The organism is Nonomuraea sp. CA-218870 (genome assembly GCF_050936535.1).
GTDB lineage: Bacteria > Actinomycetota > Actinomycetes > Streptosporangiales > Streptosporangiaceae > Nonomuraea > Nonomuraea corallina.
The window spans coordinates 1,069,272-1,086,446 of sequence record NZ_JBNJMN010000001.1 but is presented as its reverse complement, the minus strand read 5'-3'; the positions used below and the strand labels follow the sequence as shown (position 1 = coordinate 1,086,446).

Genomic DNA, 17,175 nt, shown 5'->3' with positions numbered 1-17,175 from the left:
TCAGTACGCCCCTTCTCCCCGTGCGACCACGGACCAGGTCTTCCACAGGATCTGCAGGTCGAGGACGAGCGACCAGTTCTCCACGTACCGCAGGTCGAGCCGGACCGACTCCTCCCAGGTCAGGTCGGAGCGCCCGCTGACCTGCCAGAGCCCGGTCATGCCCGGCTTGACGACGAGGCGGCGGCGCACGTCGGCGCCGTACCGGGCGACCTCCTCGCGCAGCGGCGGGCGCGGGCCCACCAGCGACATCTCGCCGCGCACCACGTTGAGCAGCTGGGGCAGCTCGTCGAGCGAGTAGCGGCGCAGGTACGCGCCGATCCGGGTGACCCTTGGATCGTTCCTCATCTTGAAGAGCACGTCGTCGAACTCGTTCGCGAGCCCGTCCTTGAGCCGCTCCGCCTCCGGGACCATGGTGCGGAACTTGACCAGCCTGAACTCCCCGCCGCCCCGGCCCACCCTGATCTGGTGGAACAGCGCGGGGCCGGGACTCGTCGCCCGGATCAGCGCCGCGATGACCAGCAGCGGCCCGGCCAGCACCAGCAGCGCCGACCCGGCGACCAGCCGGTCGAACACGCTCTTGACGAACTGCCGCGTCCCGTCGAACTCGGGGTGCTCCACGTGCAGCAGCGGCATCCCGGCGACCGGGCGGATGCTGATCCGCGGCCCGGCCACGTCCAGCAGGGCCGGCGCGACGAACAGGTCGGTGCGGTCCGTCTCCAGGCTCCACGCCAGCCGGCGCAGCGCCACCCCGTCCAGTTCGGGGCAGGCGAGCACGGCGACGGCGTCCGCCCCGGTGCGCGCCACCACGTCCGCGACGTCGGCGAACGTGCCGAGGACCGGGATCCCGTCCAGGTCGTCGTCCTGCCGCTCGGCCGGCAGGCACGCCCCCACGACCCGCATCCCGTGGTACGTCTGCCGGCGGAACTGCATCACCAGGTCGAGGACCGACTCCCGGTGGCCGACCGCGATGACCTCGCGCATGTACTCGCCGACCGCCCTCCTGCGGTGCAGCCGCTTGCGCATCCGGTAGCGGAAGTAGAGCGTGGCGATCAGGCCCAGCGGCAGCATCGCCATCACGAAGCTGCGTGCGATCGGGGTCTGCGTGGCGTACGCGCCGATGGCCACGGCGGCCATCAGCCCGACGCCGCCGTTGAGCACCGCCTTGAACTCGTCGGTGCCCTCGCCGTTGGCCCGCTGCCGGTAGGCCCCGCCGAGGGCGAGCGTGACCGGCCAGGCCGTGACCAGCCCCGCGCCCAGGAGGAACTCCTCCGCCGGGACGTAGACGCCGTTCAGCAGCCGGACGGCCAGCACGCTCGCGCACGCCAGCAGCGCGCAGGCCGTGTCCCCCGACAGCAGCAGCCGCAGGTACGCGCGCGTCCAGATGCTCGACGCATGGCGCGGTTGAGCGTTGAGGAGCGCGCCAACGGACTCTCCGGTCCGCACCCTCATAGCACCACCCAGAATCTTCGTGCCGCGTGATGACAGACGTGCCTTGACCCCGCTCACGGGTCGGCGAGGTCCCCGTGCTTCATCAAGGGCGGCGGCCCCCACTAAAGACTAAAGATCATCCAGGTGATGGGGAATATCGTGATATGTCCACAATCGGACGAAGGTCAACGACCTTGAGGGCTTGACGGAACGATCCACTAGTGATCTCTAGAGAGGGTATTCGTGGAATTACGGATTTGTTTTCCCGGCGATACGGCCAGGCGCCACGGTCAGTCGTACTCCAGGTCGGGCAGCGCCGACGGGGGGTCGGGACTCCGCCACACGACCACCACCCCGGCGTGCCGCGCGTCGCTCGCCATGGTCAGGCGGTCCAGGTCGAAATCCGGCAGATAACGTAAGCGCGCCAGAAATGTCGCGTCCGTCGCGGAACGCGGAACCACGCAGCCCTCGCCGTCGCGGTCGAGCAGAACATAAAGGACGTCGGAATCGGTCTCGGTGACCACACGGACTTCCACGACGTCCTCCCACGCGAGGGCCTCGACGCTCCCGTCGGCGTAGTGGCGGGTTACGCCCTCTTCTGTGACGTACACGTAGGAGTCCGGCATCGGGTTGCCGTGCATGGCCGCGATTCTTGCGAGTTCTGGGGCTGTCCCGCAAGGGTTCGCGCGTACCCGTCGGCCTCAGGCCCCCCAGGTATGGGAGAGGTGGGCGGCCACGGCCGCGCGGGCGGCGTCGGCGGGGCCGGTCGCGATGGCGTCGAGCAGCTCTCGGTGCTCGCGCACCAGCACGTCCCGGTCCTCGTAGACCCGGCGCAGCCGCACCAGCCCGAGCCGGGTCTCGGCCGCGAGCACGCCGTAGAGCCGCACCAGCCGGGGGCTGCCCACCGCCTCGATCAGCGCCTCGTGCAGCGCCATGTGCTCCGCCACCGACTCCGACCACGGCATCCCGGCGTCGAGCGCGGCCATCCGCTCCAGCGCCGCGTCGGCCTCGGCCACCCGCCGCCCGGCCAGCGCCCCCGCCATCAGGTCCTCCAGCGGACGCCGCACGAACATCAGGTCGTCCAGGTCGGCCGTCGTCACCTCCGGGACGTAGGCGCTGCGGTTGCGCTCCCGCCGGAGCAGCCCTTCGTGGACGAGCCGGGCCAGCGCCTCGCGCACTGTCGGCCGCGCCACCCCGTAGGCGGCGGCGATCTCCTGCTCGGGCAGGGCCGTGCCGGGCTCGATCTCGCCGGACAGCACTCGACCGCGCAGCGCGCCGGCGAGCGCGCCGACGGCGGAGACGGGTCTGATCGGGGTCCGCACGGGTGCGACTCTAACGCTCCGCCGGCACCTCCCGCCCCAAAGCCGAGCCATCCTCACTTTCTGGTACGGTCCCGCGCCCCTTCTCCGGGAGGGCCACGGCCACCAGGCTGATCGCCAGCAGCACCAGCCCCGCCACCGAGACAGGGGTCAGCCTCTCACCCAGCACGACCAGGCCGAGCAGCGCCGCCACCGCCGGCTCGGCCAGCGCGAGCGTGGCGGCCGTGGCCACCGGCGTGGTCCGCAGCCCTCGCCCGTACAGGAAGTAGGACAGCGCGGTCGTCCCCAGGCCCAGGTAGAGGACGGCGAGCAGGCTCGCGGGCTCCCCGAGCCAGCCGACCCCCTGCCAGAGCAGGACCGGCAGCATGAGCACCGCGGCCCCGCCGAAGAGCACGCCCATCACCGCGTTCGACTCCGCGCCCGCGCCGATCGCGCCGGCCGCGCTCACCGCGTAGAACGCGTACAGCAGCCCGCCGAGCAGCGCCAGCAGCACCCCCGACACGACCTGCCCACCGGCCTCCGCCCCGCCGCCCGCGATCAGCGCGACACAGCCCGCCACGGCCGCGGCGGTGGCCGCCGCCCAGCGCGCGCTCGGCCGGCGGCGGTGCAGCGCCCAGGAGAGCAGCCCGGTGAAGACCGGCCCGCTGCCGATCGCCACCACCGTGCCGATCGCCACGCCGGTGCGCGCCACGGCGGCGAAGAAGCAGAGCTGGTAGGCGGCCACGGCCACCGCGGCCAGCAGCAGGCCGGGCCGGAGCGCCCGCCTGAGCCCCGACCTGGCGAACACCGCGAGCGCGGCCCCGCCGATGACCAGCCGGGCGGCGGCCAGGGCGACGGAGTCGGCGGAGACGAGCAACCCGGCGGTGCCGGCCGTCCCCCAGAGCACGGCGGCGCCGACGACGGCGAGGGGGCCATTCTTCATGCCAGACATTGTCTGACAACTAGACAATTTCGTCCAGCGCGCCATCGAGCAGCCGGCCCGCCGCGCCTGCCACCTCGGCGGCGTACTCGTCCAGCAGGGCCAGCGCGCGGCGCAGTTCCGGCGCGTGCACGGCGGGCAGCGAGAGCAGCGGCTCGTCCTCCACCGTCGCCCCGCCCTCGACCCGGAACCCGTCGCCGGACGCCGCCACGAGCACGGCGAACGTCACCTCGCGGCCGTCGGGCAGCATGAACGCGTTGCCGGTCCGCACCCCGGCGGGCGGCACCACATAGGAGAAGGGGCGGCTGCGCGCGAACGGGTGTCGTAACGCGGACAGGATGCCCGCCACCCGGCCCAGGGCGGCCAGCAGGTCGGCCGCGGCCAGGCTGTCGCCGTCCACCCGGCCAGCGTAGATCACCCGCCCACCCGCTGACCACCCGCTCCCGCTTCCGCATGGCCGGCACGAGCCGGGCGGGCGAGTGGTGGGGGACTCGTCAGGTCCGGACGGGCGGTGGCGGGTCGGTGGCGAGGCGGGCGTGGCGCTCGACGTCGTGGCGGCCCCCGTCGTGGTGGAGCCGGTCGCGTTCGATCCCTTCCCGGCGGAAGCCGGCCTTGACCGCCACCCGGCAGGAGGCCGGGTTGTCGACCCGGTGGCCCAGCTCCAGCCGGTGCAGGCCGCGCTCGGTGAAGGCCCAGCGCGTCAGCGCGCGGAGGGCCGACGCCGCGACGCCCTGGCCCCGCGCCTCGGGGACCGTCCAGTAGGACACCGAGCCGGTGTCGTGGTCGTCGATCCGGGTCACCGCCACGTTGCCGACGACCCACCCGTCCAGGACGACGGCGAAGGCGTGACCGGCGCCCTCCCAGGAGGCGATCCAGCCGACCGCGTCGCGCGGGGTGACGACCGGCCACGCGCTCTGCGACCGCAGGTCGGGTGCCCGGAAGGCGCGCAGCACGACCGGCGCGTCCTCCTCCAGCCACTCCCGAAGTCTGATCTGTCCCATTAACCGCCTATTTTATGGGCGGCCTCGAAGGCGGTGACCAGGGCCTTCGGCGCGGTCAGGCACCACGCCTCGGCCGTCAGCTCGAACAGCTCGTCGTAGTCGATCTTGTCAAGATGGACCACGACCCACCCGAACCGCCCCGCGGTGAACTGCACCTCGAACACCTCGGGCCGCTCGGCCACCAGCGCCAGCTGCTCCTCGATCGTCGACTTGAGCCCGACCGTCTCGGTGTCCTCCCACAGGTATCCGAAGCCCTTGCCCCGCACCTTGATCGCGACCCAGCCCGGCCCGTCGCTCGTGCGCACCTCCGGAAGGCTCTTCAGCAGTTCGAGGAACTCGTCGACACTCACACCCATGGTGTTTGTGTACCAAACGTCCCCGACATTCCGCGGACAACGCCTTTCAGTGAACCCGCGCCTCTAGGGTGACAGGCATGACCAACGGCAAGTTATCCCGCTGGCCGCTGACCGTGCAGGCCGCGCACTTCCTCCTGGCGCTCGAACTGCTGCTGGGGGTGATAGGGCTGATCCTGAGCATCGTCGCGGCGGTGACCGGCATGCGCCTGGCGTTGTGGGGCCTCGCCGTCCTCGGCGCGACGCTCACGGGACTGACCGGATGGATCCTCGCGCGCTTCCCCAAGCGGGAGCGACGGGTGCGATGGGGGGCGACGGCGCTCCAGGCGGTCACGATCGCGAGCTCCCTGGTGATCGCGTGGATCGACTCCGGCTTCGCGACCCGGTCGCTCCTGACGCCCGGCGTCCTCCTTCCCGGGCTGGTCATCGCCATGCTCCTCACACCCGCCGCCGCCCGCTGGTTCGACCGCTGACGTTATCGGCCCGATAAGTCGACATATAAGTTGACTAAAGGTGGACTGAAGTGAAACGGGTGTTTTGCCTGTTGTCTCTGATCCACCTGGTGCTACGGTAAGCGCCTGTTCCCGTTCGCGCTCTGTCACGTGGCGGTAACAGTAAGCCTCTGCTGCACGGGGAGCAGCAGTACCGACCCCCCGAGGACCGCGGATGTCAGCAGACGTACCTCTTCAGACGCGGCGCGATCTCGCCCCGCGAGAGCTCACAGTGATCACCGCCCTGGGCACCATGGTCGTGGTGTCCTGCCTGTGGCTGTGGGCCGGGTTCGCCACGCCGGCCGACGCCCGCGGGGTGATGGCGATCACCGGTGGGCTCTGCGCGGTGCTGCTGACCACCGCCGCCGCCGTGATCGCCCACCATGTCGCCACCGGCCGCCGCCTGCGCGAGCAGGCCAGGGCCGCCGCCTCCCGGGTCGCCCGGCTGGAGCGCGAGATCGTCCGGGTGGCCGAGGACACGCTGCCGGCGCTCGGCCGCCAGATGCGCGGCGGCAGTTCCGTCCCCGACGCGCTCTCCCGCCTGCCGCGGCCTCCCGATGGACCGTTGCAACAGCTGCTGAAGGCCACCGCGAACGAGCTCGACGGGCTCGAACGCGAGCGGGCCATCGCGCACGCGTCCCGCTCGGCCACCGAGTCGGAGATCCTCACGCTCACCCGCGACACGCTGCCCGAACTGGTCAGGCAGATCCAGGCGGAGCGCAAGCCGGTCGCCTCCGCGCTCGCCGGGGTGCGCCGGCCGGTGCACGCCCCGCTGCGCGACCTGCTCACCGAGACGGCGCAGCACCTCTCCGAAGGTGACCGCAGGGGCGCCGCCGTGATGGCCGCCTGCGCCGGGGCCGCGGCCCGGGTGCAGGCCCAGGCCACCAGCCTGCTCGCGCGGCTGCGCGACCTGGAGGAGGAGTACGGCGACCAGGAGGAGGTCTTCGCCGACCTGCTCGACCTGGACCACCGCGTCTCCCAGCTCGGCCGGCTGGCCGACAACATCGCCCTGCTCAGCGGCGGCCGCTCCGGCCGCAGGTGGACCCGGCCGATCGTGATGGAGAGCGTCCTGCGCGGCGCGATGGGCCGCATCAGCGCCTACCAGCGCGTCCGCGTCCACTCCACCAGCACGGTCGCCGTGGTCGGGTACGCCGCCGAAGGCGTGATGCACGCGCTGGCCGAGCTCATGGACAACGCCGCGACCTTCTCCGCGCACGGCACCGAGGTGCACGTGTACGTGGACGAGGAGGACGCCGGCATGGTGGTCACGATCGAGGACAGCGGCCTGGGCATGCGCCCCCGCGAGCGCCGGCACGCCGCCAAGCTCGTCTCCGAGCCGCTCGACCTGCGCACGCTCTCCGGCACCCGGCTGGGCCTGGCCGTGGTGGGCCGGCTGGTCGACAAGTACGGCCTCACAGTCAGCTTCCGGCCGTCGGCCAGGGGCGGCACCGGTGTCGTGATGCTGATCCCGCGCGTCCTCATCACCCAGCCCAGGGCCGGCGAGCCGCCCGCCGCGATCGAGCGGCAGGCCCGCCCCGCCCTGGTGGCCGCGACGGTGCCCGCTCAGGCGGCGCCTGTGGAGGAGGCCGAGGAGTCCCTGCCGCGGCGGCGGCGCGGCCAGACGCTCGCCGAGGCCACCGGGTCGCGGCCGGCGACGGCGGTCAAGCCGCAGCGCGGCGGGCGCGAGGCGGCGGCCAGGTTCGCCGCGTTCCGTCAGGCGGGCGGTCGCGGGCGTCCCGCCGATCCGGCCTCCGGCGACGCCTAGACCTCCGGGCGCGGCGAGCACCGGACCACTTCTTCTCAGATAGGAGGCAGGGGCCGCCCCCGGGCGGACGCCCCGCGTTTCGATGAGCACTATCGACGCATCGCGTTCCACGGATCGCACCATTGACGGGCTGCTGGAGAGCCTCAAGGACCGGACCCCCGGCATCAGGTACGTCCTGGTCCTGACCAGGGACGGGCTCAAGATGAGCTACAGCAGCGGCCTCACCAGGGACAGGGCCGACCAGCTCTCGGCGCTGTCCGCCGGGATCCAGAGCCTGTCGCTGAGCGCCTCGGCCGAGTTCGGCGACGCGATCGGCGCCGGGCAGGCGATGGTGGAGTTCGCCGGTGGGCTGCTGCTCATCGTGCCCGCCGGAGAGGGCGCCCATCTGGCGGTGGTCGCCGAGGAGGACGCCGAGGTCGGGCTGATCGCGCACAACATGAACGAACTGGTCGAGCAGATCGGGGTGTACCTCACCGCGGCTCCTAGACCGGCGGAGGGCGACGCCTCGTGAACCGGCGCCCGATCGACCGGGAGAGCCCGGACCGCCTCTACACGGTCACCGGGGGCCGCACCCGCGCCGACGAGACCGCGTTCGACTCGGTCTCGCTCATCGTCAGCGAGTGCGACCCGGTCCCGGGCATGCAGTCGGAGCACGTCAAGATCCTTCAGCTGGCCCGCCGCCCGACGGCCGTGGTGGAGCTCTCCGCCGAGCTGCGGCTGCCGGTCAGCGTGGTGAAGATCCTGCTGCGCGACCTGCTCGACACGGGCCGCATCACCGTACGCCACCCGTCCGCCGGCGCCACGGCGGGCAAGCCGGACCCGGACATCCTGAGGCAGGTGCTCGTTGCGCTCAACAACCTCTGACGAGACCCCCGTGCGGGCGCCGCTGCACGACTCCGCCGCGGACGCGATGAAGATCGTGGTCGTGGGCGGCTTCGGCGTCGGCAAGACCACCATGGTGGGCTCGGTGAGCGAGATCCGCCCGCTGAGCACCGAAGAGGTGATGACCGAGGCGAGCGTGGGCATCGACGACGCGAGCCGGGTCCGTACCAAGACCACCACCACCGTGGCCTTCGACTTCGGGCGCATCACGGTCAGCGACAGCGCCGTGCTCTACCTGTTCGGGGCGCCCGGCCAGGAGCGGTTCTGGTTCGTCTGGGACCAGTTGTTCGCCGGCAGCCTGGGGGCGGTCGTGCTGGTCGACACCCGCCGCCTGGAGGACTCGTTCTACTCGATCGACCGGCTGGAGCACCACGACATGCCGTTCGTGGTCGCGGTCAACCGCTTCGCGGGCGGCCCGTCGCTGGACGCCGTGCGCGAGGCGCTGGACCTGTCGCCCGGCATCCCGCTGGTCGACTGCGACGCGCGGGAGCGGCAGTCGTGCAAGCACGTGCTGATCACGCTCGTCGAGCATCTCACCCACCTGTACGACCGGACCCCGGCCTGAGAGGGCAGCCGTGACGAACCCCGGACATCCTGAGCACGCCGGCGCCGTCCGGCTGTACGAGCCGGAGGTCCTCGACGACCCGGCCGCGTTCCTGGAGAAGCTGCGCAGGGAGCACGGCCCGGTCGTGCCTGTGCTGCTCGACGCCGACCTGCCCGCCTGGCTCGTCCTCGGCTACCGCGAGCTGCACCATGTGACGAGCCAGCCGCAGCTGTTCGCCCGCGACCCGCGCCGCTGGAACCAGCACGACCTGGTGCCGCCGGACTGGCCGGCCCGCCCGCACGTCACGTACCAGCCGTCGGTGGTGTTCACCGAGGGCGAGGAGCGGCGGCGGCGCGGCGGCGCCATCGGCGACGCGCTGGACGAGATCGACCGCATCGAGCTGACCCAGCTGTGCGAGAAGGTCGCCGACGCCAACGTCGACCTGTTCGCCGGCGACGGCGAGGCCGACCTGGTCTCCCAGTATGCCCACCGGATGCCGGCCCAGGTCATCGCCCGGCTGTTCGGGCTGCCGGAGCCGGACGTCGGCACCCTGCTGCGCGCCATCTTCCAGGCCATGAACGACCCGGCGAACCGCGACGAGGCGGAGACGAAGGTCGGCGAGCTCATGGGCCGCCTGGTCGCCGGCAAGCGCGTCCGGCCCGGCCAGGACCTCGCCTCCCGGCTGGTGACGCACGACGCCCGGCTCACCGACCCCGAGGTCGTCTACGACATGCTGTCGCTGCTGATCGCCTCGCAGGACAACTGCGCCGGCTGGATCGGCAACACGCTGCGCCTGATGCTCGTGGACGACCACTTCCAGATGGACCTCCAGGGCGGCCGGAGCAGCGTCGCCGAGGCGCTCAACCAGGTCCTGTGGAAGGACCCGCCCGCCCAGAACCTGCCGTCACGCTACGCCGCGCAGGACTGCGAGCTGGCCGGCCACCGCATCCGGCGCGGCGACATGATCGTGATCAGTCTCGTCGGCGCGAACGCCGACCCGCAGGTGCGGCAGGGTCACTCCGCGGCCAACCGGGCGCACATGGCGTTCGGCCACGGCGAGTACAGCTGCCCGTTCCCCGCCCCCGAGCTGGCCGAGATCATCTCCAAGACGGCCGTCGAGGTCCTCCTGGACCGGCTGCCGGACGTGCGCCTGGCGGTCGCGCCGGAGGAGCTGCGCTGGCGCCGCAACATCTGGAACCGCATGCTGTCGGCCCTCCCGGTCGTCTTCACCCCGGCCATGAAGCCCTGAAAAAAGCTTGCAGCCCTCGACCCGTACCGAAAAAATTCCGTCATGATCCGGGTCGAGGGGTTAACCAAGGTCTTCCGCCGCCCGCGTACCTTCTCCGGCCCCTTCGGGGCGCTCCGCACCCTCGTGACCCGCCAGTACGAGGAGAGGACCGCCGTCGACGACATCAGCTTCGCCATCGACGAGGGCGAGGTCATCGGCTATCTCGGGCCCAACGGCGCCGGCAAGTCGACCACAATCAAGATCCTTACCGGCATCCTCACCCCCACCGCGGGCACCGTGCGGGTCAACGGGCTGGTGCCGTGGCGCGACCGGTCGGCCAACGCCCGCCGGGTCGGCGTCGTCTTCGGCCAGCGCAGCCAATTATGGTGGGACCTCCCCCTGATCGAGTCCTTACGCCTGGTCGGCTCGCTCTACGACGTCCCCGCCGCACGCTTCGACGCCTCGCTGAAGAAACTGCGTGACCTGCTCGGGCTCGACGACTTCCTCGACACCCCGGTCCGCCAGCTCAGCCTGGGCCAGCGGATGCGCGGCGACCTGGCCGCGGCCGTGCTGTACGAGCCGCCGCTGCTCTACCTCGACGAGCCGACCGTCGGGCTCGACGTGCTGGCCAAGGAGGCGGTGCGCGAGTTCGTCGTGGAGACCAACCGGACCGGGCGCACCACCGTCATCCTGACCACGCACGACCTGGCCGACGTCGAGGCGCTGTGCAAGCGGATCATCCTCATCGACCACGGCAAGGTGCTCTTCGACGGCGCCATCGACGCGCTGGTCGACCAGCCCAGACGGCTGGTGGTGCTGCTGGAGTCCGCGCCCGAGGTGGTGCGCGGGGTGGCGCGCGACGACGAGGGCCGCCACGTCTTCGACATCCACGGCGACCTGCCCGCCATGATCGCCGCGATCTCCGCCGAGCACACGATCCGCGACCTGTCGATCGAGGAACCGGACCTGGAGAGCGTGATCAAAGGGATCTACGCCCGATGACCCGCGTCGGCTTCCTCTCCGCGCTGGCCTACCGCAGCACCATCGTCATGACCTGCGTGACGCTGGTCGCCCAGGTGTTCCTGCTGCGCATGATCTGGACCGCGGTGTACGGGTCGCGGCCCGAGGCCGGAGGGCTCACCCTCGAAGCCCTGCTCGCCTACCTCACCCTGGCCAACCTGCAGGCCTTCGCCACCCAGACCACCGTCTCCCGCGTCATCCACCACCGCATCCGCACCGGGACGGTCTTCTTCGACCTGGCCCGGCCGATCGGTTACCTGCGGCAGATGGCCGCCTTCCAGACCGGCAACACCGCGGGCAGCCTGCTGCTGCTCGCCCCGGTCGTGCCGGTGGTGCTGCTGGTCGGGTCGATCACGGCGCCGGTCAACGGGCCCGGCTACGTGGTCACGCTGGCGCTCGGGTACGTGATCGCCGTGCAACTGGCGCTGCTGATCAGCCTCGCGGGCTTCTGGATGCTGGAGATCGGCGCGATCTCGCTGCTCTACCAGCTGGTCAGCCAGTTCTTCGCGGGGACGATGGTGCCGCTCGCCTTCTTCCCCGGCTTCCTGGGCACGCTGGCCGAGGTGCTGCCGTTCAAGTACCTGGGGTACGTGCCCGCGGCGATCTACGTCGGCCACATCTCCGACATCTCGGGACCTCTGCTGGTCGAGCTCGCCTGGGTCGCCGGGCTGTGGGCCCTGCTCACGCTGACCTGGTCACGCACCCGTCGCAGGGTGGTGATCCAGGGTGGCTGAGGTCGTCCGCGCCCTGCGCCTGTACGTCCTGCTCCAGCGCGCCTCCGCCCGCGGCGCCCTGCAGTACCGCCTGAACACCGCGATCGGCGTCCTCAGCGGCGCGATCTGGCAGGGCACCGGGTTCGCCTTCATCTGGGTGGTGATGCACACCTTCCCCTCGCTCGCGGGCTGGGGCCTGGCGGAGATCGCCTTCCTGTACGGCATGCGCCTGACGGCCCACGCCCTGGCGATGATCCCCATGATGAGCGTGCACGACATCCACTGGGTGGTGCGCAACGGCGAGTTCGACCGCTTCCTGCTGCGCCCGCTCAACCCGCTCGTCCAGCTCATGGGCAACCGGATGGGCCTGGCCCAGTTCGGCGACCTGCTGGTGGGCGTGGCGCTGCTCGCCGTCGCCTCCCAGGACGCCCAGGTCGGCTGGAGCCCCGGCCTGGTCGCCTTCTGCGCCCTGGCGATCGTCGGCGGCGCCCTCATCGAGGCCGCCTTCCTCCTCGCGCTCTGCTCACTGTCGCTGCGCATGATCGACACTTTCGCCCTGCGGGTCTTCCTGGACGACGTCTTCAGCAAGTTCGGCTCGTACCCGATGAAGATCTTCGGCGGCGTGACCGAGCGGCTGCTCACCTACGTGCTGCCGGTCGCCTTCGTGGCCTACATCCCGTCGAGCGTCGTGCTGGGCAAGCTCGACACCCCCTGGGCCCTGGCCGCCCCGCTGCTGGGCGTGGTCCTGCTCTGGCCGGCCTGCCTCATCTGGCGCCGCCAGCTCACCCACTACCAGAGCGTGGGCCACTGAGCGGGTCGGGGTGGTCGCGCCCGGCGGGTGGTCGCCGCCCTGTTCCCGTTCGTTGACCGGACCGTCCTGGCGGATCACATCAGGGCGGGCTACCCGGCCTACACGTCCGGTGAGATCGACGCCGCCGTCACCGCGTACCTGGTGATCCTGGCCGTGGTCGGGGCGCTGGGACTCCTCGGCTGGGCCGGCACGATCTGGGCGGCCGGCGCCGCCAAGCGCTGGACCTTCTCGGCGGCGGTCGCGCTGCTCGTGTCCGGGCTCTGCGTCGCGGTCGCCGCGCTGACCGTCCGCGACACCTCGGGCGACGTCGGCCTGGCGCCGCTGCTGGGCTGGCTGCTGGTCCTTCCGTGCGTTCCCGGTCTGGCCACGGTCGCGTTGTGGAGGAGGACTGAATGATCGTACGCGGGCTCGCGGCCCTGAAACGCGCGATGTACCGCGGAGGGCGGCCGAACGCGCTCATGCGGCTCATGAACCGGCTCGACGTCCTGGTTTACGGGGCTCGGCGGCTGTCACCGCACCGGACCGCCGTGCTGAAGGTGGAAGGGCGCCGCAGCGGGAAGGTCACGTCGGTTCCCGTCGCGGTCGCCCGCCACCGCGACGCCGAGTTCCTCGTCTCGATGCTCGGGCCGGACGCGAACCGGGTGCGCAACGTCCGGGCCGCGGGTGGCAGGGCCACGCTCCGCCGCCGGGGGCGTGACACCCCGGTCCTGCTGGAGGAGATCCCGTCCGAGCATCGGGCCGAGATCCTCCGCCGCTACCTCGCCATCGCACCCGGTGCGCGGCCTCACGTGGGGCTGAGGCCGACGGCGCCGCTGCCGGAGTTCCACCGGATCGCGCCCCGGCATCCCGTGTTCCGCGTTGATCCACACGAAAGTTCCCATGACCGTCGCAGAGGTCGACCGGCGCTCCGACACGCAGGAGAGCGCCGAACCCGACAAGGGCCGCCGACCGCGCCAGCGGCAAGGAACTGCGCGACGGAGCCAAGCTGATGCTGCTGGGCGAGAGCAACGGCGTCTACACCTTCTACGACTGCCGGAACCAGGAGACGTTCAGAACCTGAACTGACGGCGCCCATGTGCTCGGCAGACGCCGGAAACTCGTCCTGACCGACTGACGGGGCGCTCTCGTACGATGAGCACGTGATCGGTCTCGTCCGCTCCCTGTGGAATGAGCCGCGGCCCCCCGGCCCGCCCGCGCGTGGGTGGCGTGACTGGGCGCTCGTGGCGGTGCTCGTCCCGGTCGCGGTGCTCGAAGGAGCCTTGCGGGCGGACCTCCCGTGGCGGACCGTCGCGGTGCTCATCACCCTCGGGCTGATCCCCACGCTGCTGTGGCGCCGCACCCGTCCGCTGCTCATGCTCGCGATCGCCTTCGGCGTCACGAACCTGGCCACGCTCGTCACGGCCGGCGAGTCCGCGGAGACGAACACCCTGGCCTATCTGCTGATCCTGGTCTACGCGCTGACCCGGTGGGGGTCGGGGCGCGAGGTCGTGATCGGGCTGCCGATCATGTTCGGTTCGATCTTCCTGGCGATGGCCGCCGGCCGCATGGCGCCCGCCGACGCGGTCGGCGGGCTCGCCGTCATGTTCGCGGCCCTCGCGCTGGGCGCGGCCTTCCGGTTCCGGGCCGGGGCGCGGGCGCGCGAGCTCGAACAGGTCAAGTCCCTCGAACGCGAGCGGCTCGCGCGAGACCTGCACGACACCGTCGCCCACCACATCTCGGCCATGGCGATCCGGGCGCAGGCGGGCCTCGCCACCGCGGCGTCGCGACCGGAGGCCGCGACCGACGCGCTGCGGGTGATCGAGGCCGAGGCGGCGCGGGCCCTGGACGAGATGCGGGCCATGGTCCGCGTGCTGCGCCACGCCGAGCAGCCCGGCCGGGGCATCGCCGACCTCCAGCGGCTGGCGGCCGGGAGCCCGTCCGGCCCGGCCGTCGACGTGGAGGTCTCCGGCGACCTCGACGGGCTCTCCCCCTCGGTCGGCGCCGCCGTCTACCGGCTCGCCCAGGAGTCGGTCACCAACGCCCGGCGGCACGCCCGCCACGCCACCCGCATCGAGGTCCGCGTCGACGCCGACGACACGTCGGTGCATCTGCGGGTGAGCGACGACGGGCTCGTACGGCTGAACGCCTCGCCCGGCTACGGGCTGGTCGGCATGATCGAACGCGCCGGCCTGCTGGGCGGCACGTGCGTGGCCGGTCCCAACCCCGGCAGGGGCTGGACCGTGACCGCCGTGCTGCCCCGGACGGGGGCGGCGACGTGAGCGTCCGGGTGCTCGTCGCCGACGACCAGGAGATCGTCCGTACCGGGCTGGTGATGATCCTGGACGCGCAGCCGGACATCGAGGTCGTCGGCGAGGCCGCCGACGGGCGGCGGGCCGTCGAGCTGGCCCGGCGGCTGCGCCCCGACGTGTGCCTGTTCGACATCCGCATGCCCGGCCTCGACGGGATCGCCGCCACCCGAGCCCTCGCCGGGCCGGACGTCGCCGATCCTCTCGCGGTCGTCGTCATCACCACGTTCGACCTCGACGAGTACGTCTACGCGGCGCTGCGGGCCGGCGCCCGGGGCTTCCTGCTGAAGAACGCCGGCGCCCAGTTGCTCTCCCAGGCGGTGCACGCCGCGGCGGGCGGCGACGCGCTGATCGCCCCGAGCGTCACCGCCCGGTTGCTCGACGCCTTCGCCAGGACCGGTCCCGCCGGTCCGCCGGTCCGTCCCGTCGAGGCGCTCACCGATCGGGAGGAGGAGATCCTGGTGACGGTGGCGCGCGGGCGGACCAACGGGGAGATCGCCGACGAGTTCCACATCTCACTCAGCACGGTCAAGTCCCACATCGCCAGCCTGATGGCCAAGCTCGGCGCCCGGAACCGGGTCGAGATCGCCATGTGGGCGTACGAGACGAACCGGGTCAGGAGCTGAACCGGACCGGCCACCTCTGGATGATCGCCTCGGCCACGATCAGGTTGATCACCCAGCCGGCGCCGAGCAGCAGCGCCCTGGCGAGCGCGTCGGGCGGGCCGGCGATCGCGTAGTAGGGCGCCAGCACGAACGCCTGCGTGCCCGCGCCCAGGCCGATCGCGTACCCGCGGATCATCCAGGCGCGGTGCGCGGTGAAGTCGCGCCGCCGGACCGCGGCCAGGCCGAGCACGATCGAGGCGGCCATGGCCGCGCCGAACACCAGCCGGAAGACGGCCAGGAGCGGCCCGTCATGCTCGGGCAGGGCGTAGAACACGGCCATCCACATCCCGCTGAGCGCCGCGACGAGCCCGCACGGGGCCAGCAGCCGTCCGGCCTTCCGGTGCCGGCCGGGCTTCCTGCGACGCAGCCGGGGGACGAACTGGAAGGCCCCGAGCACGGTGTAGACGGTCACGCCGACGATGTGCAGCAGGATCGGGACGGGCGAGGCGAGGAAGCGCGCGTTGTCCGGCGTGACCGTGGCGCCGCCGGTCAGCTCGGCCAGGCGGATGCCGCCGGCGAGCACCGGGATGAGGCCGAGCCCGATCAGGGCGGTGACGGTCCAGCCCGCCCGCTCCCGCCGCGTCGCCATCTTGTCTGTCATGCCGTCGATCGTGACGGTGGGACCGGTGGCGGCTCATCGCCAGAAAGGTCCGTTCTGAGCTGGCCGATCGTCGCTCAATCAGGCGTACTTTCGGCCGATGACCCCTTTGAACAGGATTTTTACGCTGATCGCGTGACTCCGAATCCCTCCGAGGAGAAGACGATGAAGGCGTTCGTCCTGCGCTCGTACGGCTCGCCCGACGCGCTCGAGCTCACCACCGTCGACCGGCCCGTGCCGGGCCGCGGCGACGTGCTGGTCCGGGTGCGCGCCACCTCCGTCCAGCCGTTCGACTGGCACCTCATGAGAGGCGAGCCGCGCGTCTCACGCTTGATGGGCGGCCCCCTGGGGCCGCGCCGGCCGAAGATCGCCATCCTCGGCGCCGACGTCGCGGGGCAGGTCGAGGCGGTCGGCGAGGGCGTGACCGGGTTCGGCCCGGGGGACGAGGTGTACGCGATGTCCAAGCAGGGCGGCTTCGGCCAGTACGCCCTCGTACCCGCGGCCGAACTGGCCCCCAAGCCGGAGAACCTGACGTTCGAGCAGGCCGCGGCGGTGCCCCTAGCGGCCAACACCGCCCTGATCGCGCTGCGCGACCGGGCCCGGGTCCGGCCGGGCCAGAGCGTGCTCGTGATCGGCGCTTCAGGAGGCGTGGGCACCTTCGCCGTGCAGCTCGCCAAGGCGTTCGGCGCGCACGTCACCGGCGTATGCGGCCCGCGCAACGTCGGCCTGGTCAGGTCGATCGGCGCGGACGAGGTCGTCGACTACGCCAAGGAGGACTTCACCCGGCTGGGCCGGCGCTACGACGTCGTCCTGGACTGCGCCGGCAGCCACTCGGCTCTGGCCTGCCGTCGGGTGATGACCCGCAAGGGCACCTACGTGGTCATCGGCGGCAAGGGCGGCCGGTGGCTGCGTCCCATGCCCCACGTGGTCGCGGCGCCCCTGGTGTCGCCGTTCGTGTCGCAGACGATGACCACGGCCGACGTGATCGGCTGCACCGAGAACCGGCGGAACCTGCTGGCGCTGACCGAGCTCATCGAGTCCGGCCAGGTCACACCCGTGATCGACCGCACCTACGCCTTCGCCGAGATCCCGGCGGCGCTGCGGCGTTCCGAGGCGGGACACGCCTCCGGGAAGATCGTCGTCACGGTGTGAG

22 protein-coding genes are annotated in these 17,175 nt (G+C 72.0%); 14 read left to right on the top strand and 8 right to left on the bottom strand.

Features of this window, described 5'->3' with window-relative positions:
- The 7 genes from ACQEUU_RS05495 to ACQEUU_RS05465 form a co-directional block, all read right to left on the bottom strand.
- A complete protein-coding gene (locus tag ACQEUU_RS05495; RefSeq protein WP_433061135.1) occupies positions 1-1,449 on the bottom strand; it encodes a sugar transferase in 1,449 nt (482 codons plus the stop codon).
- 269 nt (positions 1,450-1,718) lie between these two features.
- A complete protein-coding gene (locus ACQEUU_RS05490) occupies positions 1,719-2,069 on the bottom strand; it encodes a hypothetical protein (protein ID WP_433061133.1) in 351 nt (116 codons plus the stop codon).
- Positions 2,070-2,129: 60 nt separating this feature from the next.
- The gene (locus ACQEUU_RS05485) at positions 2,130-2,750 is read right to left on the bottom strand and encodes a GntR family transcriptional regulator (RefSeq protein ID WP_433061130.1); all 621 of its coding nucleotides are present in this window, start codon (positions 2,748-2,750) and stop codon (positions 2,130-2,132) included.
- Between the two features lie 10 nt (positions 2,751-2,760).
- The gene (locus ACQEUU_RS05480; protein ID WP_433061128.1) at positions 2,761-3,669 is read right to left on the bottom strand and encodes a DMT family transporter; all 909 of its coding nucleotides are present in this window, start codon (positions 3,667-3,669) and stop codon (positions 2,761-2,763) included.
- Between the two features lie 19 nt (positions 3,670-3,688).
- Entirely contained in the window at positions 3,689-4,066 is a 378-nt protein-coding gene (locus ACQEUU_RS05475; RefSeq protein WP_433061125.1) for a hypothetical protein, read from the bottom strand.
- Positions 4,067-4,160: 94 nt separating this feature from the next.
- Complete coding sequence (locus ACQEUU_RS05470; RefSeq protein WP_433061122.1) at positions 4,161-4,667, bottom strand: GNAT family N-acetyltransferase; 507 nt, start codon at positions 4,665-4,667, stop codon at positions 4,161-4,163.
- Positions 4,667-5,023 carry an MmcQ/YjbR family DNA-binding protein gene (locus ACQEUU_RS05465; RefSeq protein ID WP_433061120.1) on the bottom strand — a complete coding sequence of 119 codons (357 nt, stop codon included), beginning with the start codon at positions 5,021-5,023 and terminating at the stop codon, positions 4,667-4,669. Before ACQEUU_RS05465 ends, ACQEUU_RS05470 begins: the two co-directional genes overlap by 1 nt.
- Positions 5,024-5,100: 77 nt before the next feature.
- Between ACQEUU_RS05465 and ACQEUU_RS05460 the strand changes: the two genes are divergently transcribed.
- The 13 genes from ACQEUU_RS05460 to ACQEUU_RS05400 all read left to right on the top strand — a co-directional run bounded on the left by ACQEUU_RS05460 (position 5,101) and on the right by ACQEUU_RS05400 (position 15,385).
- Positions 5,101-5,493: a hypothetical protein gene (locus tag ACQEUU_RS05460; RefSeq protein ID WP_433061118.1), complete on the top strand. Its 393-nt coding sequence runs from the start codon at positions 5,101-5,103 to the stop codon at positions 5,491-5,493.
- A 193-nt stretch (positions 5,494-5,686) separates the two neighbouring features.
- The gene (locus ACQEUU_RS05455) at positions 5,687-7,276 is read left to right on the top strand and encodes a sensor histidine kinase (RefSeq protein WP_433061115.1); all 1,590 of its coding nucleotides are present in this window, start codon (positions 5,687-5,689) and stop codon (positions 7,274-7,276) included.
- 82 nt (positions 7,277-7,358) lie between these two features.
- Complete coding sequence (locus tag ACQEUU_RS05450; RefSeq protein WP_433061113.1) at positions 7,359-7,787, top strand: roadblock/LC7 domain-containing protein; 429 nt, start codon at positions 7,359-7,361, stop codon at positions 7,785-7,787.
- Positions 7,784-8,140, top strand: a complete 357-nt coding sequence (locus ACQEUU_RS05445) for a DUF742 domain-containing protein (RefSeq protein ID WP_433061110.1) — start codon at positions 7,784-7,786, stop codon at positions 8,138-8,140. Before ACQEUU_RS05450 ends, ACQEUU_RS05445 begins: the two co-directional genes overlap by 4 nt.
- Before the next feature lie 46 nt (positions 8,141-8,186).
- Entirely contained in the window at positions 8,187-8,723 is a 537-nt protein-coding gene (locus tag ACQEUU_RS05440) for a GTP-binding protein (RefSeq protein WP_433071743.1), read from the top strand.
- Positions 8,724-8,733: 10 nt separating this feature from the next.
- Positions 8,734-9,951, top strand: a complete 1,218-nt coding sequence (locus ACQEUU_RS05435; RefSeq protein WP_433061107.1) for a cytochrome P450 — start codon at positions 8,734-8,736, stop codon at positions 9,949-9,951.
- Positions 9,952-9,993: 42 nt separating this feature from the next.
- Positions 9,994-10,932, top strand: a complete 939-nt coding sequence (locus ACQEUU_RS05430) for an ABC transporter ATP-binding protein (protein ID WP_433061105.1) — start codon at positions 9,994-9,996, stop codon at positions 10,930-10,932.
- Entirely contained in the window at positions 10,929-11,684 is a 756-nt protein-coding gene (locus ACQEUU_RS05425) for an ABC transporter permease (RefSeq protein ID WP_433061102.1), read from the top strand. Before ACQEUU_RS05430 ends, ACQEUU_RS05425 begins: the two co-directional genes overlap by 4 nt.
- Complete coding sequence (locus tag ACQEUU_RS05420) at positions 11,677-12,474, top strand: ABC transporter permease (protein WP_433061099.1); 798 nt, start codon at positions 11,677-11,679, stop codon at positions 12,472-12,474. The genes ACQEUU_RS05425 and ACQEUU_RS05420 overlap by 8 nt, the downstream gene beginning before the upstream one ends.
- 27 nt (positions 12,475-12,501) lie before the next feature.
- Positions 12,502-12,870 carry a hypothetical protein gene (locus ACQEUU_RS05415; protein ID WP_433061096.1) on the top strand — a complete coding sequence of 123 codons (369 nt, stop codon included), beginning with the start codon at positions 12,502-12,504 and terminating at the stop codon, positions 12,868-12,870.
- The gene (locus tag ACQEUU_RS05410) at positions 12,867-13,463 is read left to right on the top strand and encodes a nitroreductase/quinone reductase family protein (RefSeq protein ID WP_433061093.1); all 597 of its coding nucleotides are present in this window, start codon (positions 12,867-12,869) and stop codon (positions 13,461-13,463) included. The genes ACQEUU_RS05415 and ACQEUU_RS05410 overlap by 4 nt, the downstream gene beginning before the upstream one ends.
- Positions 13,464-13,613: 150 nt before the next feature.
- Positions 13,614-14,732, top strand: coding sequence for a sensor histidine kinase (locus tag ACQEUU_RS05405; protein WP_433061090.1), 1,119 nt, complete (start codon positions 13,614-13,616; stop codon positions 14,730-14,732).
- Complete coding sequence (locus tag ACQEUU_RS05400) at positions 14,729-15,385, top strand: response regulator (protein ID WP_433061087.1); 657 nt, start codon at positions 14,729-14,731, stop codon at positions 15,383-15,385. Before ACQEUU_RS05405 ends, ACQEUU_RS05400 begins: the two co-directional genes overlap by 4 nt.
- On the opposite strand, the gene ACQEUU_RS05395 is transcribed toward ACQEUU_RS05400, so the two are convergent.
- Positions 15,375-16,025, bottom strand: coding sequence for a DUF2306 domain-containing protein (locus ACQEUU_RS05395; RefSeq protein ID WP_433061084.1), 651 nt, complete (start codon positions 16,023-16,025; stop codon positions 15,375-15,377). The genes ACQEUU_RS05400 and ACQEUU_RS05395 overlap by 11 nt on opposite strands.
- 132 nt (positions 16,026-16,157) lie before the next feature.
- Here ACQEUU_RS05395 and ACQEUU_RS05390 point away from each other — a divergent pair, with 132 nt between their 5' ends.
- Positions 16,158-17,174, top strand: a complete 1,017-nt coding sequence (locus tag ACQEUU_RS05390) for an NAD(P)-dependent alcohol dehydrogenase (protein ID WP_433061081.1) — start codon at positions 16,158-16,160, stop codon at positions 17,172-17,174.
- The last annotated feature ends 1 nt before the right edge of the window (position 17,175 follow it).